This is a genomic window from Aquirufa sp., assembly GCF_044239315.1.
Taxonomy (GTDB): domain Bacteria; phylum Bacteroidota; class Bacteroidia; order Cytophagales; family Spirosomataceae; genus Aquirufa.
In genome coordinates, this window is sequence record NZ_JBIIBQ010000016.1 from 32,784 (window position 1) to 49,103 (window position 16,320).

16 protein-coding genes are annotated in these 16,320 nt (G+C 39.4%); 10 read left to right on the forward strand and 6 right to left on the reverse strand.

Annotated elements, in window-relative coordinates; genetic code table 11:
- Positions 1–2: 2 nt before the first annotated feature.
- Complete coding sequence (locus ACILP5_RS07275; protein WP_395617997.1) at positions 3–548, forward strand: phosphatase PAP2 family protein; 546 nt, start codon at positions 3–5, stop codon at positions 546–548.
- Here the strand turns inward: ACILP5_RS07275 and ACILP5_RS07280 are convergent.
- Positions 521–1,516 (reverse strand): acyl-CoA reductase, encoded by a 996-nt coding sequence (locus ACILP5_RS07280; protein WP_395617998.1) that lies wholly within the window; start codon positions 1,514–1,516, stop codon positions 521–523. The genes ACILP5_RS07275 and ACILP5_RS07280 overlap by 28 nt on opposite strands.
- 112 nt (positions 1,517–1,628) lie before the next feature.
- Between ACILP5_RS07280 and ACILP5_RS07285 the strand changes: the two genes are divergently transcribed.
- From ACILP5_RS07285 to ACILP5_RS07295, 3 genes are all read left to right on the forward strand, one after another.
- Positions 1,629–1,976, forward strand: coding sequence for a 4Fe-4S dicluster domain-containing protein (locus ACILP5_RS07285; protein ID WP_395617999.1), 348 nt, complete (start codon positions 1,629–1,631; stop codon positions 1,974–1,976).
- A gap of 418 nt (positions 1,977–2,394) precedes the next feature.
- Positions 2,395–3,537, forward strand: coding sequence for a porin (locus tag ACILP5_RS07290; protein WP_395618000.1), 1,143 nt, complete (start codon positions 2,395–2,397; stop codon positions 3,535–3,537).
- A gap of 27 nt (positions 3,538–3,564) precedes the next feature.
- Positions 3,565–4,911: an ammonium transporter gene (locus tag ACILP5_RS07295; protein ID WP_395618001.1), complete on the forward strand. Its 1,347-nt coding sequence runs from the start codon at positions 3,565–3,567 to the stop codon at positions 4,909–4,911.
- Positions 4,912–5,139: 228 nt separating this feature from the next.
- Here the strand turns inward: ACILP5_RS07295 and mtaB are convergent, their stop codons facing one another.
- Entirely contained in the window at positions 5,140–6,459 is a 1,320-nt protein-coding gene (gene mtaB / locus ACILP5_RS07300; RefSeq protein WP_395618002.1) for a tRNA (N(6)-L-threonylcarbamoyladenosine(37)-C(2))-methylthiotransferase MtaB, read from the reverse strand.
- Positions 6,460–6,548: 89 nt separating this feature from the next.
- Positions 6,549–7,562, reverse strand: a complete 1,014-nt coding sequence (locus tag ACILP5_RS07305; RefSeq protein WP_395618003.1) for a glutamine synthetase beta-grasp domain-containing protein — start codon at positions 7,560–7,562, stop codon at positions 6,549–6,551.
- 240 nt (positions 7,563–7,802) lie between these two features.
- On the opposite strand from ACILP5_RS07305, the gene ACILP5_RS07310 reads away from it, so the two are divergent.
- From ACILP5_RS07310 to ACILP5_RS07325, 4 genes are all read left to right on the forward strand, one after another.
- Entirely contained in the window at positions 7,803–10,010 is a 2,208-nt protein-coding gene (locus ACILP5_RS07310) for a glutamine synthetase III (RefSeq protein WP_395618004.1), read from the forward strand.
- Positions 10,011–10,016: 6 nt separating this feature from the next.
- Complete coding sequence (locus ACILP5_RS07315; RefSeq protein ID WP_395618005.1) at positions 10,017–10,592, forward strand: hypothetical protein; 576 nt, start codon at positions 10,017–10,019, stop codon at positions 10,590–10,592.
- Between the two features lie 3 nt (positions 10,593–10,595).
- Complete coding sequence (locus tag ACILP5_RS07320; RefSeq protein WP_395618006.1) at positions 10,596–11,300, forward strand: RsmE family RNA methyltransferase; 705 nt, start codon at positions 10,596–10,598, stop codon at positions 11,298–11,300.
- Between the two features lie 85 nt (positions 11,301–11,385).
- A complete protein-coding gene (locus ACILP5_RS07325; protein ID WP_395618007.1) occupies positions 11,386–12,147 on the forward strand; it encodes an acyl-CoA desaturase in 762 nt (253 codons plus the stop codon).
- Between the two features lie 35 nt (positions 12,148–12,182).
- Here the strand turns inward: ACILP5_RS07325 and ACILP5_RS07330 are convergent, their stop codons facing one another.
- Positions 12,183–13,439: a dihydrolipoamide acetyltransferase family protein gene (locus tag ACILP5_RS07330; RefSeq protein WP_395618008.1), complete on the reverse strand. Its 1,257-nt coding sequence runs from the start codon at positions 13,437–13,439 to the stop codon at positions 12,183–12,185.
- A 4-nt stretch (positions 13,440–13,443) separates the two neighbouring features.
- The gene (locus tag ACILP5_RS07335; RefSeq protein WP_395618009.1) at positions 13,444–14,694 is read right to left on the reverse strand and encodes a competence/damage-inducible protein A; all 1,251 of its coding nucleotides are present in this window, start codon (positions 14,692–14,694) and stop codon (positions 13,444–13,446) included.
- A 43-nt stretch (positions 14,695–14,737) separates the two neighbouring features.
- Between ACILP5_RS07335 and gldC the strand changes: the two genes are divergently transcribed.
- Positions 14,738–15,091, forward strand: coding sequence for a gliding motility protein GldC (gldC, locus tag ACILP5_RS07340; RefSeq protein ID WP_395618010.1), 354 nt, complete (start codon positions 14,738–14,740; stop codon positions 15,089–15,091).
- 2 nt (positions 15,092–15,093) lie between these two features.
- Positions 15,094–16,128, forward strand: coding sequence for a thioredoxin family protein (locus ACILP5_RS07345; protein ID WP_395618011.1), 1,035 nt, complete (start codon positions 15,094–15,096; stop codon positions 16,126–16,128).
- Here the strand turns inward: ACILP5_RS07345 and ACILP5_RS07350 are convergent, their stop codons facing one another.
- Complete coding sequence (locus tag ACILP5_RS07350) at positions 16,129–16,317, reverse strand: DUF6728 family protein (protein WP_395618012.1); 189 nt, start codon at positions 16,315–16,317, stop codon at positions 16,129–16,131.
- Positions 16,318–16,320 lie beyond the last annotated feature (3 nt).

The window sequence follows — 16,320 nt, forward strand, 5'->3', positions numbered from 1 at the left end:
CTATGTTTCCAGCTTGGGATTCCGATCTTTTTAGGTTCATTAACGAGGCTCATCAGCCTTGGCTTGATGGCCCAATGGAGATCATTTCAGGCAAACTAACCTGGATTCCGCTCTACGGGTTATTGATCTACTCATTATTCAGACGCTATCAGTCAGCCAGCTGGAAAGCTATCATCTATTTACTTTCCACGGTGGTTTTCGCGGATCAGTTCAGTTCGAGTCTTTTAAAGCCCTTGTTTAAACGACTAAGACCTTGCCACGTAGAAGAATTCCAATCGTGGATTCATTTGCCAGCAGGATGTGGGGGGATGTATGGATTTTGCAGTTCCCATGCGGCGAATGCCTTTGCCATTGCGGTGGGCTATTATTTATTGACTAAGAATAAATTCGCTGGCCTAGCCCTTGTGCTATGGGCATCGCTTATTTCTTACAGCAGAATATACCTGGGAGCTCATTACCCTTTAGATGTAATCGTAGGAGCTCTAGTAGGATCAGTAGGAGCGTGGGGGCTATTTATTATCTATGAAAGATTAATCAAAAAATCATAAGTATCGATTCCGTCCGCGAAGTCATCGAGGGCTGGATGTTGACTTTGGCCAAAACCAATCTCCAAACCTACCTTACATTGAATCTTCTCCTCGCGTTCGGAAATCCAAGTCTGCAAAGACGCCTCATCACTGTAACGGTGAACATATAAAACACCCACAGGAGAAACCAAATCATCATTTTCTGTCACAAGCAGATTCCCTAAATCAAAATGCGAAATCTGGTTCAGTAAGAACAAAGTGCGGTGGTATTGAAAATTATTCGAATACTTCGAATGATCTAACACCCAAGTTTCCTTCGTCAATTCGTCAAATAATGAGGTCAAATCATACGTTATAGGCACCGCTAGCGTAGAAACGTTTCGGCAACCTAAACCATAATACGTAAAGATGTCCTGCGCTAATCCCTTGAAATCGACTACCGTTTCATTTCCCTTTAACACCGCTAAAGAACTTCTATTCTTACGTATAATGTGTGGAATAGTTGAAAAGTAATGCGCAAAATAACCACCTGAGAAATCGCTACCCGTCGCAATGACGGCATCCATACCTTGCAAACGATCAATAATGTACACTGGAATTGCTGCATCAAATGACTGCATCGCTAACACATACAGTTGCATCAACGCTTTATCCTGAGAACTCAACTTCAAATGGGCTTCATTTCCAGAAGCCAAAACCATCAATACATCATGCAATCCGACAGCTGGCAAATTTCCAGCTAATACAATCCCCACCTTTCTTGATGTAGCAACTTGGCCTGGATGATTTTCATAAAATGCTTCCCAAGCTTGAACAGAAAAAAACTGTTCCTCGATGGCCTGCATTGCATGACGAACCAAGGTTTCTGAAAACCAAGGATTCTCATTTAAGGACTTATCTATAAATAATTCTATTTTTTCTCGATTCGATTCATCAGAGAAGAATTGCTTAAGATAGGAGATAAGTTGCAAAAAAGAAGCCTTTGGCATATAAATAAGGATTTTACCTCGCAAAGGTCGAAAATTTTTCTGTTAGTCCATATAAATTATATACTATTCAAATTTATGTTCGTAAATTGCGGCTTCAAACAAAAACATTGGTATGGCAATTATCATAACAGACGAATGTATTAACTGTGGGGCCTGTGAACCAGAATGCCCGAACACAGCGATTTATGAAGGCGGTGTAGAATGGACATGGGCAGGAGGAACAGCCTTAACTGAAATTGAATTAGAAGATGGTTCTACCATGGATGCTAAAGCACCTGTTGAACCCGTTTCTGAAGAATTTTATTATATCGTTCCTGATAAATGTACGGAATGTACCGGTTTCCACGAGGAGCCACAATGTGCTGCAGTTTGCCCAGTAGATTGCTGCGTACCAGATCCAGATCACGAAGAGGATAAAGAGACTTTGTTAGCTAAGAAGGCGTGGTTGCATGCGGAATAAAAAAGCTTCGCTTTTTTATTATATAATAGAGTAGAGAGTATAGAGAAGAGATATCTTATCCCATATATAAGGAGTTCATCGAAAGGTGGACTCTTTTTTTTGTGATTTACATTTCATCTCTACTCTATACTCTCTACTCTCTTTTCTAAAAATAAGTCAATCGACTCCCCACCAGCGACACTCGACTACTTTTATATTTTTTCAAGATTAAAATTATCAAGTTTAATTTTAGCCTCATATTTTTGACATTTTTGCAAAATAATAAATTTTAGGTTTAATTTTTAACCATTTTTTATGTATTTTTTGTAAAAAGATAAAAAATAGGTTAATATTTTGTTGAAATTATTTGGAAAGTACAATTTAAGGCTCCATCTTTGATTCGTAATCAAGCATTATTTACTCTTTAAATATTATCCTCATGAAAAAAACGATCCTAACAGCCCTATTTGCCGCAACTGCATTTTGTGGATTTTCCCAAGAAAAAGAAGCGGAAGCTCCTAAGTTTTCTTTCTCAGGTTACATTGATTCATACTATATGTTGAATTTTAATAACCCGTCTAGCAGAAGCAACTTAGGCGCCTCTGGATATGAAAGAGCTTTCGACCAAAAATCAAATCAATTTTCATTAGGACTAGTCCAGACGAAATTTGGATATGCAACGAAATCAGCAGACGTTGTTGTTGATTTAACTTTTGGACCTAACGCTGATCTAGGTCAATACGGAAACGTAATCGGACCCTTGGGTGCTGGCAAAGGAAGTACAGCTCTAGCGATCAAGCAAGCTTACTTTAACTGGAAAGCCAGTGATAAATTAACACTGACGGTGGGTCAGTTTGGAACTCATATCGGATATGAAGTAATCGATGCTCCAGTTAACTACAACTATTCACTTTCTAATCTTTTCAATAATGGACCGTTCTATCACATTGGTGCTAAAGCGAATTATGCATTCACTGACAAATTTTCTGCCATGGTTGGATTGGTCAACAATGTGGATAATTTAAATGATAATAATTCCTCTAAGGGATTCATCTACCAAGTATTCACCTCACCGGCTGCTGGCTGGAACGTGTATTTTAATGGTATCAGTTCGAATGAATCAGCTCCATTATCTTCTGGAAAAGACGATTCAGGTAGTTACAACTTGTTAGACTTAACTACATCTTATCAAATTACGCCTAAATACTTACTTGGCTTAAACGCAGCTTATGGTTCACAAACAGGTGATTTCCAAGGTGGTGGTAATGTAGGTGACAGTAAAACATGGGGTGGTGTTGCTCTTTACTCAAACTATGCTTTCACTGATAAATTCAGTTTAGGTGGCCGTTACGAAGTTTTTGACAATACATCAGGTGCTCGTTCCCTGCGCGCAGCTGATGGTTCTGGCACGGATGTTAGCTCTTTCACTTTAACAGCGACATTCACAGCTGCAGAAGGTCATTTATTAATCAAACCTGAAATACGTACAGACTCGTATAAATCAGCTCAATTCATTGATGGCGATGACAAAGATCAAAAATCACAAACTACTTTAGGAATGCATTTCATCTATAAGTTTTAATTATATCCACCTTAAACATTCAAAAACATGACGACACAAAAACCAACTTGGATCCCGTTATTAGTTTTATTAGCGGTAGCAGTTCTAGCACTGTTTACAACATCAGTTCCCGGCACTATGCCTACAGAAGGCCTTGACACAGGTGATACAGCCTGGATGATTGTGGCCTCAGGCTTAGTCTTATTAATGACGCCTGGATTAGCGTATTTCTATGGTGGAATGGTAAATCACAAAAACGTAATCTCTACGATGTTACAATCGTTTATCGCCATGGGAGTTATTTCCGTGATTTGGATTGTATTCGGTTTCTCTTTAGCCTTTGGTGATTCATTAGGCGGCTGGATTGGAGATCCTAGAACCTTCTTCATGTTCAATGGCGTTTTTGATCATAAATTATCTTTAGGTTCAGCTGATCAATTAAAGTTTACTATTCCTTTCGCTTTATTTGCTTTTTTCCAAATGAAGTTCGCCGTTATCACTCCAGCATTAATCTCTGGTGCGCTAGCTGAACGTATTAACTTCCGTGCTTTTGTCCTATTTATGGTACTTTTCTGTGTGGTAGTTTATGCTCCTTTAGCTCACTGGACATGGCACCCAGATGGATTCTTATTTAACTTAGGGGTTTTGGATTTTGCAGGTGGAACCGTTGTTCACATGTCAGCTGGTTGGGCTGCATTAGCAGGTGCTTTGTACTTACGTCGTCGCAAGTCTCACGTAGAGTCTAATATCTTGCCTCCAGCAAACATTCCTTATGTTTTGTTAGGAACTGGTTTATTGTGGTTTGGATGGTTTGGTTTCAATGCAGGTTCTGCCGTAGGTGCAAATGGTTTAGCGGTAACTGCTTTCGCAACAACCCACGTAGCTGCAGCAGCTGCAGGTTTATCTTGGATCTTATTTGATGTAACTCGTGGCAAGAAAGTTTCTGCCTTAGGTTTCTGTATTGGTGCAGTAGTAGGTTTAGTGGCTATTACTCCAGCATCTGGCTTTGTTACAGTGCCAGTAGCGATCTTCATCGGTGTGGTCGCTGCCATTGTTTCTAACATTGCTGCCCACTGGAGAGCATCTTCAAACTTAGATGATACTTTAGACGTATTCCCTTGCCATGGTTTAGGTGGAATGGTCGGTATGTTAATGACGGGTATCTTCGCGACTTCTGCCGTTAATGCGGCGGTTGCTGAGCAAGGTTTATTCTATGGAGAAACTTCGTTATTCTTTAAGCACTTATTAGCCTTAGCCATCGTTTCGGCCTTTGCTTTTGGCTTATCTTATATCCTTTTGATCATTACGGACAAAATCATTCCGTTACGTGTAAATGAGGAAGAAGAAAGATTAGGATTGGATATCTCGCAACACGACGAGTCGTTAGCGGAATAATTCAACAACAGCAAAGCCGCAAGTAATGGTTCTTGTGGTTTTGTTTCAATCAAAAAGTCGGAGGCTACTAGCTTTCGACTTTTTTGTTTAGCGCCGATATTTAAAAACAAAAGTAAAAGCATAAAGCACAAAGAATAAAGCATAGAGATGGAATCGGCTTCGCCGATAAACTCTTCAGAAACGATAAAAGCGGCATCGCCGCTTTTATCCAACTTTATTCTTTGTGCTTTATGCTTTGTACTCTAATACCACCCCCAACATTTCACCCGTCTCATTCAAGTTCTTGTAGCGAACTTGCTGAATGGTATTAATCTGCAAAGGATCAAATGGAACCACCACCCGAACATAATTCTCAGAGAAACCCTCCATCGTACCAGGTGTTGCCGATTCTTCAAATAATACTTGACCCTTTGATCCAGCTTGTGATTCATAAAAGGCACGGCGTTTTTTGTCCGACAAAATATGCAACATCTTGGAACGCTCCGCTTTCTGCATTCCATCTACTTTCGGCTTTATATCTACCGCATAAGTATTAGGTCGTTCTGAATAAGGGAAAACGTGTAGGTAGGATATGTCAAGTGAGTTTAAAAACTCGTAGGTCTCTAAAAATAATTCAGGCGTTTCGCCTGGATGGCCTACGATGACGTCGACACCGATACAAGCATTTGGCATTACTTCCTTAATTGAAGTGACACGATCCACATATAATTCGCGCTGGTAACGACGTTTCATCAATCGTAAAACAGCATTAGAACCAGATTGTAATGGAATATGAAAATGCGGAACGAACTTAGTAGAAGCGCCTAAAAATGTGATCATCTCCGAAGTCAATAAATTAGGTTCTATGGATGAAATACGAAAACGCTGAATAGAAGATTTTTCTTCGATGGCCTGCACGAGTTGAAAAAACGTTTCTACACGTTTACCATTTTGAATCCCAAAATCCCCAATATTTACTCCGGTAAGGACAATTTCCTTCACGCCTTTGGCAGAAATCTCTTCAATCAAATCCAAAACTTTCGCAATTGTGTCAGAGCGAGACTGACCCCTAGCTAAAGGAATCGTACAATAGGAGCAAGGGTAATCACAGCCGTCTTGCACCTTTAAAAAGGTACGAGTCCGATCATTTACGGAATAAGATGCGTGGTAATCTAAATCGTAACGAATCTCTGAAGCAATTAACTTAGGTAAATCAGCTGAAACACGATTTAAATAGGGGGGAAGCAGTTCCGGTAATTGGAACTTTTCATTTGCACCTAATACTAAATCCACTCCGGGAATAGCCGAAATTTCAGCTGGTTTCAACTGAGCATAACAACCAATGATGACAACCGTAGAGGAAGGATTCACTTTCTTCGCCTCCCGAACCACTTTCTTGCACTTCTTATCTGCCTGTTCGGTGACGCTGCAGGTATTTATCACGAATAAATCCGGATTATCTTGAAATTCCGCGCGCGCAAATCCCATCGGCTCAAGAGACCGAGCGATCGAACTAGATTCTGCAAAATTGAGCTTGCATCCTAACGTGTAAAAAGCGACTTTCTTCATACCTGAAATCAGGTTGCAAAGGTAAAACAAAAATGGCGGGAAAACCCGCCATCTTGTCTATAAAAGTATATAAATGCTTAATAAATGTATTATAATTTAGCTGTTTTAACCGTCTTGATAATACGAGCAGCCACTTTATATGGATCTGCCGCTGAGTTTGGACGACGGTCTTCTAACCAACCTTTCCATCCTTTTTCAACTACGGCGATAGGAATACGGATAGATGCCCCACGATCTGATACTCCATAAGAGAAATCATGAATTGAAGCTGTTTCGTGCTTGCCTGTTAAACGCATGTGATTATCTGCGCCATACACCTCGATGTGTTCTTTCACAAACGGAGCGAATGATTGACAAATAACATCATATGCCCCTTTATTTCCTGCTGTACGTAATACGGTATTGGAGAAGTTAGCGTGCATTCCCGAACCGTTCCAATCTAATTCTCCTAGAGGCTTACAGTGCCAATTGATCGCAACACCGTACTTCTCACCTAAACGCTCTAAAATATATCTTCCTAACCAGATTTCATCACCTGCCTGTTTTGCACCTTTAGCAAACATTTGGAATTCCCACTGACCTGCAGCTACCTCCGCATTGATACCTTCGATATTTAAACCTGCATCAATACACAAATCCAAATGCTCTTCAATAATCTCACGACCATAGGCGTTTTTTGCACCTACTGAACAATAATATGGTCCTTGAGGCTCAGGATATCCATTTGCTGGAAAACCTAAAGGCTTATTTGTTTCTGGATCCCAAAGGAAATACTCTTGCTCAAAACCGAACCAGAAATCGTTATCATCGTCATCAATTGTCGCACGACCGTTTGACTCATGAGGAGTTCCATCTGCGTTCAATACTTCACACATAACTAAATAACCATCACGGCGAGCTGGATCAGGACAAACATACACTGGCTTTAATAAACAGTCAGATGAACCACCTTCAGCTTGTTGAGTAGAGGAGCCATCGAAAGACCACATATCTAGATCTTCTAATTTCCCGCTGAAATTGTTCTCAATTTTAGTTTTGGAACGTAAACTTTGCGTTGGCTTGTAGCCATCTAACCAAATGTACTCTAATTTTGATTTAGCCATGATATTTGAACTTGATTTTGAAACAAAAATACTTTTTTAGGAATTCGTATAGCAAAAATATACCCCTTTTTAAAAAAAACAATAATTTTTACCAAAAAAAGCTGTAAAAACAATCCGCAATTTTGTAAAAACTCAAAAAATCCAAATTAAAAATGGAAAAATCAATCCCAATTTTCATTTTTTTACCATTTTTATTACCGCCACAATTCGCTATTTTTACCTAACGAATAAATATTTCATATGGCAATCACTAGATTTAAGGCACTTGAGTTAGCTCAATCCCGTACAGGAACTCCAGTTAAACTCCCTACAGAAAAAGTTTCCGATTATTATGGAAGCATGACTTTCAATGATGAAGTAATGCGATCCCTATTATCTCCTGAAGCTTACTTAAAAATTAATACCGCTATTCAAACGGGGTCCAAAATAGATCGCGATGCGGCTGATGAAGTAGCAGCAGCCATGAAATCATGGGCTATTTCAAAAGGGGCTACCCACTACACGCACTGGTTTCAACCTTTGACAGGTACAACAGCTGAGAAACATGACTCTTTCTTTGACATTGATTTAAGCAATGGAAAAGCCGTAGAAAAATTCAAAGGATCTGCTTTAGTACAACAGGAACCAGATGCCTCTTCTTTCCCTAACGGTGGAATTCGTTCTACATTTGAAGCACGTGGCTATACTGGTTGGGATCCATCATCTCCCGCATTTATTATGGAAAATGCAGCAGGAACGGCTACTTTATGTATCCCATCTGTCTTCGTTTCCTACACAGGAGAAGCACTGGATTATAAGACTCCTTTACTAAAATCAATTGAATTAGTGGATAAAGCCGCTACTGCTGTGATTAAAGAATTCTTTAATCGCGACGTCAGCAAAGTCATTCCTACTTTAGGAGCTGAGCAAGAGTATTTCGTAGTAGACGAAGCATTATTCAATGCTCGCCCAGATTTAGTGATGGCGGGACGTACGGTTTTCGGTCACGCTCCAGCGAAAGGTCAACAACTAGAAGATCACTATTTTGGATCTATTCCAAACCGTGTGAATGCCTTCATGGTGGACTTCGAAATCGAAGCACTTAAATTAGGTATGCCGGTTAGAACTCGTCACAATGAGGTAGCTCCTGCACAATTTGAAGTAGCACCTACATTTGAAGAGGCTAACTTGGCTTGTGATCACAATGCCTTGTTGATGGATTTGATGTCCAAGGTAGCTTCTAAGCACAAATTGAAAGTACTATTCCACGAAAAGCCATTTGCAGGCATCAATGGATCAGGAAAGCACAATAACTGGGCATTAGCGACAGATACTGGCATCAATTTATTAGCGCCTTCGTCTAAACCAAAAGAGAATCTTCGCTTCTTAACCTTCTTTGTTAATACGGTCAAAGCGGTGCATGATAGAGCGGACTTGTTGCGTGCCTCAATTGCTTCAGCAGGAAACGAACACCGTTTAGGGGCTAATGAGGCTCCGCCAGCGATTGTATCCGCTTTCTTGGGAAGTACGATGAGCCAGGTTTTGGACGACATGGAAAACATGGATGGCCTAGACGAGATTCAATTAGAAAAAGGCGATAATGTATACCTTAAATTAGGGATCAATAAGATACCATCCTTAATCTTAGATAATACAGATCGAAATAGAACATCACCTTTTGCCTTCACAGGTAACAAATTTGAGTTCCGCGCAGTAGGTTCATCTGCTAATTCAGCAGCTCCTATGACTATTTTGAACACCATTGTAGCTGACCAGTTAATCAAATTCCGTAAGGAAGTAGAGGTGGTGCTAGAAAAAGGGGTAAAGAAGGAATTGGCAATCATGGAAGTGTTAAAACGTTATGTAAAGGAATCAAAGAATATTCGTTTTGAAGGAAATGGATATTCTGATGAGTGGGTAGAAGAAGCTGCTCGCCGTGGTTTGTCGAACTTAAAGACTACACCAGAAGCATTAGCCGTTTATGCGCGCCCGGAATCAATCGAATTATTCACTAAGCATGGTATTTATTCAAAAGAAGAGATGCACGCTCGTCACGAGATTGAATTAGAAAACTACGTAAAGAAGATTCAAATCGAATCTCGTGTCATAGGCGATATGGCTATTAACCACATTGTTTCGACTTCATTGAAGTACCAGACGCAATTAGTGGAGAATGTGAAGGGCCAAAAAGAAATAGGCATCGACCCACAATACTATGCACCTACTGTTGAAATGATTAAGAAAATCTCTGAATACACGTCTTCCATCGTGCGATTGCAAAACGAAATGACGGAGGCTAGAAAAGAAGCGAATAACATTGAAGATTTAGAAGAAAGAGCCGTGTTGTACAGCACTAAAGTGAAAAACTACTTTGAAGAGATTCGTTACAGCGTGGATAAATTAGAATTAATTATTGACGATGATGAGTGGCCGTTACCTAAGTACCGTGAATTATTGTTAATCAAATAAACAAATATGTCTACATCCACCAATCCAGGTTTCGATCCTGCAGAAATTGCCTCTTTAAAAAAGCAATGTGAAGCTGAGAATCGGTCTTTCGTCTATATTTTAGACGAAGATTTACCCTCGGGTAATGAAAGAGAAATGGTCCACATTCAATTTGTGGGTCAATATGAGAAACAAGAGGTCATTTATGATGCGATAGTTTGCACTTTACAATTGCATTATTCAAGCTTGTTATACGAGGCAGCTGAACGTGAAATCATTCAGCAATATCCACTTTATGTTCCTCTAGAGAATCGCGACGAGAACTACGAACCTAATGAAGAATTAGATGAAGAAGTAGAAATGTTGATTTTAGAGGTAATCGAAGATCTAGAAGAAAACGAGGAGATCAAGGTCGCCGAGTATATAGAAATCGATCCTGAATTTGATTTTGGTGTGAGCATTGAAGCGGCTTTGTATGTTCCTGCATTAGATGATGAAATGTTATCAAAATTTGTGGCGGATTTTAATGGCAACACACTTAGTTTAGATCCATCGCTGTATACCTTCAACTCAGATGATGAGGACGAGGATGAGGAAGAATAATAAATGAGTATAGCCGTATTTTACGCTCCTAATGCAAAGGATTCCTCTTATTTATCTGAAGAGGAATCCTTTCATGCTATACGGGTATTGCGATTAAAAGTAGGGGTGCTTATCCATCTGTTAGACGGTAAAGGTTCTAAGTTTTCCACTAAAATTTCTGCCATAGAAGGCAAAAAAGTCGCATTCGGAAATTTAGACTTGATCGAATCAGAACCTAAGCCCTCTTATACCATTCATTTATATGTGGCGCCCACGAAACAAATGGAGCGCATGGAATGGATGGTGGAGAAATGTGGGGAGTTTGGGATACATGGAATTCATTTCTTTGCCTCCAAAAACTCAGAACGAAAGGAGATTAAACTTCAGCGTTTAGAGAAAACAGCTATTTCGGCTTTAAAGCAATCGAAAAATCTTTATTTACCTAAAATCACCGGTTTGCATACTTTTAAGGACGTGGTTGCCAAAGAAGGAGAGGAGAAGCTGTTTGCTTTCATTTCGAATCCACCCGTAGGTGTTTTATCAAAAACCGCCACGAAAAAAGCAAATTACCATGTACTTGTAGGTCCTGAAGGGGACTTCACAGAACAGGAATCAGCTGAATTGAAAAAAAATAAATGGAAACCTTTTAGCCTTGGAAAATCTATTTTACGTACGGAAACAGCAGGAATTGCCGTTTGTCATGGCCTACATATCTTAAATATTGACTAAAATCAGTTATTTTGCGCAGAAGCAGGTTAATTTAGAAACTTTTGCTTCGTACTTTTGTTAAAACAATTATACTACTTCTTCTATTATGCAATTAGTTCTTCCGGCTTTCTTCATACATTGGTATGTTTCTTTGTTTAGCCAAACCTTTTTCCTTCACCGCTACTCAGCTCATAAAATGTTTTTGATGAGTAAGTTTTGGGAAAAATTCTTCTACTTCTTAACGTATTTATCGCAAGGTTCTTCGTTTTTAAGCCCGAGAGCCTATGCCATATTACACCGAATGCACCATGCATTCTCGGATACGAAGAAGGATCCACATTCACCGATGTTCTCTAGTAACGTTTTCACTATGATGTGGAAAACGAAAGATATCTACAATGCGGTGCTTAATAGAAAGCAAAAAATCGAGGAGAGATTTGAGCATCAATATCCTGTGTCTAAAACCATCGAAAAGATTGGAGATTCTTGGATCTCTCGTATCGGTTGGGGAGTAGCTTATGTCTCTTTGTACGTGGTGGGATATATGTATTTTGATATGCACTGGGCATTTTTCTTCTTATTACCCGTTCACTTTTTGATGGGACCTGTACACGGTGCGATTGTAAACTGGTCTGGTCATAAATATGGCTACCAAAACTACGATAACCACGACCATTCGAAGAACTCTTTAATTTTTGACGTTTTAATGATGGGCGAGTTGTTCCAAAACAATCACCACAAACTACCTAATCGCGTTAATTTCGCTACAAAATGGTTTGAGTTTGATCCAACCTATCCAGTAATCAAATTACTAACCTGGTTTAAAATTATTCGTCCGAATGTGAAACCGGATGACGCTAAGTTTTAAACTAAATGAAAAGAGCCTCGAATGAGGCTCTTTTTTTATATCTGTGTATCCTTATTAAATTTCTCTAAATAATCTGAAACTCGTTTCACAAATCCTCCACCTAAGGAACCATCTACCACACGATGGTCATAAGTGTGTGAAATAAACATCTTTTGACGAATCGCAATTACATCCTCGCCCTTGTCATTTGAAATAACTGCTGGCTTCTTTTCGATGACTCCAAAAGCCAAAATACCCACCTGAGGCTGAACGATAATAGGGGTTCCCATTAAATTGCCAAAGCTTCCAATATTTGAGATAGTAAATGTTCCTCCTTCTAAATCAGCAGGTTTTAACTTATTGGCTCTAGCTCTCGCAGATAAATCATTCACCTTCTGGGTTAATTCTGCTAACGACATTTTATCTACCTCATGAATAACGGGTACAATTAAATTGCCATTAGGCAATGCGACCGCCATTCCAATGTTAATTTGCGCGTGCTGAACGATGTAATTGCCCTCTACAGAAATAAGCATGCCTGGAAAGTCTTTTAATGCATCTGCAGTTGCCTTAAATAAAAGAGGAGTAAAGGTCAAAGCTTCTTTGTATTTATCTTGAAAAGCTTGTTTTACATTCGCTCGCCAATTAACCAAATTGGTAACATCGGCTTCTAAAAAAGAGGTGACGTGTGGAGCAATGCGCTTAGAATCTAACATGCGCTCAGAAATCATCTTTCGCATGCGATCCATTTCAATCACTTCATCCCCAGGTAAACGCATTCCAGCCCCTTGACTCAAAGTTCCAGACGAAATCATTCGCTTCGAATTTCGAACGGCAATGTAATTCAAGACATCTTTTTTCGTTATGCGACCATCAAGTCCAGAACCAGGAAGCTGATTTAATTCTCTTTGGGATACGTTTTCAGATTGACAAATCTGCTTAATCAGAGGAGATATCCAGGGATTCGTTGATTTCTCCGTGCTTAATTCAGTAGGCGCGAGGCTAAGATCGATTAAGCTACTGATGGATTCATCTAACGAATAATCCTCTGAAGTAGATGATGAATCAGTTGAAACGGCATCAATCACACAAATAGCACTTCCAATCGTAGCCACTGAACCCACTGGAACTAAAATCTTTTGCAAATAACCTGCCACAGGCGAAGGAACTTCGGTATCAATTTTATCCGTAGCCACTTCTAAAATAAATTCATCCGCCTCTACATAATCGCCTGGCTGTTTTAACCAATTTAAAACAGTTGCCTCCATGATACTTTCTCCCATTTTGGGCATAATCACCTCTGTAATGGCCATAAGACTAGGTTAAATCGTTTAATAAATATTTACGCAGCAAATTTACACAAGCTAGCGAGCTTAAGTAAATATTTTGCATTCGTGTTCCACCTAATGTTAATTTTCGAGTAATGACACCTTTCTCATGCGCTAAGGCTATCCAAACAGTTCCTACAGGTTTTTCTTCTGTTCCGCCATCCGGCCCAGCAATTCCTGAAGTGGCTAAAGCATAGGTTGATCCCAAACGTTTTTGAACACCCACTGCCATCGCTTGAATACACGCTTCTGATACAGCACCATCTGAAACTAAAATCTCTGATGAAACACCCAATTGATCTATTTTGACCTGATTAGCATAGGAGAGAATACCTCCAATGAAATAAGCAGAACTACCTGGATTTTGAGTGAATTGATGTGCCAAATGGCCACCAGTGCAACTCTCTGCCACAGATAAAGTGGCCTTTTGATCGATTAATAAACGACCAACAACCTCCGCTAATTCGTCTTTTTCATAACCGAAAATAAAGGATCTAATTAACGGATTGACTTTGGTTAACTCAGCTTCCACCTCCGACTTCAAAAGCGTCAAATCTTCACCCACCGCTGTTAAACGCAATTTTACTATCCCCATAGAAGGTAAATAAGCTAATTTAATATGTTCAGGTAATTGTAACTCCCAGGATTCAATCAACTCAGAAAGATAGGATTCACCGATTCCCACCGTTTTAACAACCTTGTGAAAAATAACCGGTGTGTTAAAGTGTTTCACTAAGCGAGGTAATACCTCCTGCTCCATGATATTTTTCATCTCATAAGGAACCCCTGGCATCGAAACCCAAATAACTCCTTTCTCATTGAACCACATCCCTGGTGCTGTACCCTGCACATTACGGATAAATTCAGCCTTGGTAGGAAGCAACGCCTGATCCCGATTGATATCAGATAATTCACGACCACGTTTTGCAAAGAATTCGGTTACATCTTGTAAAGCAACCGGATTCATGGCTAATTCACAGTCAAAATATTCCGCTAGAATCTTTTTCGTCAAATCATCCTTGGTAGGACCTAAGCCACCTGTAATAAAAACGACATCAGCACGCTCAGCGGCTTCGTTTAAGATTTGTAAAATTTCTGATTTATGATCCCCTACAGAAGACTTCCGTACGGTTTTTATCCCTAATTTATCTAATTCAAGACTGATCCACTGTGTATTCGTATCCAGGATTTGCCCGTATAGAATCTCATCTCCAATGGTAATAATTTCAGCCTTAACCATCAATTTCCTTAATTTATACGAAAATACGATTAATTTTACAGCTATGAAACATTCTGAAATCAATTTTAAGATACAATTAGATGACCAAAACATCCCAGAACAAATCTCTTGGTCAGCTACGGATAATCCAAACGAAGGGATTGAGGAGACCAAAGCTATTTTAGTAGCTACTTGGGACCCTTACCACAAAGGGACGTTAACATTACCTCTTTGGACGAAAGATATGGAAGTATTGGATATGAAAAGATTCTTCATTGAAATAGTAGGTACTGTGGCGGACGCCTCTTTGCAAGCTACAGGCGATAACTTCTTTGCTCAAGAACTAGAAGCTACTTGCCGTACTTTGTCATCTCATTTGCAGAAAGAAATCGTAGCAGCAGAAAAAGGAACAAAATAAGCATGAAAAAAATACTCTTACTCCTGATATTACCCTTTATTGGACTTTCACAAGGCATAAAATTCAGTGCAGCTTCCTCTTTGCAAGAGGCACGTGCTGAAGCAATCAAGCAAAATAAATTGCTATTCATGGAGATTTATGCCCCTGATTGCCACGTTTGTATTTCATTCAAAGGAGTATTTACACAGCCATCCGTAGGAGCGGTGTACAATAAAAATTTCATCAATTACCAGCTAGATATTCGCAATCCCGCGAATCAATTAGCAATAAAACAGGCAGGGATCATTTTAAACGCGACGCCCACCTTTGTATTTTTCGAGCCAAAATCGATGAAAATTATTCAAGCGAGGATATTTGGTGAAAAAGATAATACCGTATCAATGGTGAATGGGATAGCATTAAAAGCTATCAATCCAGCGGAACAGGTTTCCCAATTCCCTAAACGTTTAGCTTCAGGTGAAAAGAATCCTGGAATGTTGATAAATTATGCTCAATATGCCCGTATTACTGGAGATACGTTAACCAATATCAAGGCGATGAACGCTTACATCGCATTATTAAAACCAGCTCAATACAGTTCTCAATTGAATTTTAATCTAATGCAAGTCGCATTAATGAGCCATGATAATCGCCTTTTTGAATATTTCATCCAAAATCTAAGCTATTATAATTCTATTTTTGACCCTTCTGTGGTTCGCATGGTATATGAAAATATTTTCTCCATTACCTTGTCCAGCTCACAGGCAGCAAAATTAGGTGAAGCGGGGTTAATGAAGATTAAGTCTCAAATGGCTAAAACGGGCTTAGATCGTGCCAGTATTAATCGCAGAACCTGGATGGTTGAATCTGATATGCTGTTCAAGCAAAGAAAGGCAAAGCAAGCGATGAAAGTAATTGATGAATTAATCAATTCAATGCCGGGTGCATTAGGACCGAAAGAGAATCAATTTCTTTGTGATTATGTCAAAGGAAAAACAAAAGATGCTATTGCTTTGAAAAAAGCAAAGTCATCTTGGTGTCTATATGGCACTAAATAACTAGCGCAGAAAAGCGCGGTAGATCATCACAATAAGGCAAACGAGAAACATCAAGATCGAAATCTTGTTGATCGTATGCATGGCGCGAATGTTAAAATTAGCGGGTGCACCTGGCTTTGGCTTTTGGAATACACGAATGAAATACGTGAAAACTTCACCCACTCTAAATTGTTCTCTTAATCTGCTCATAGT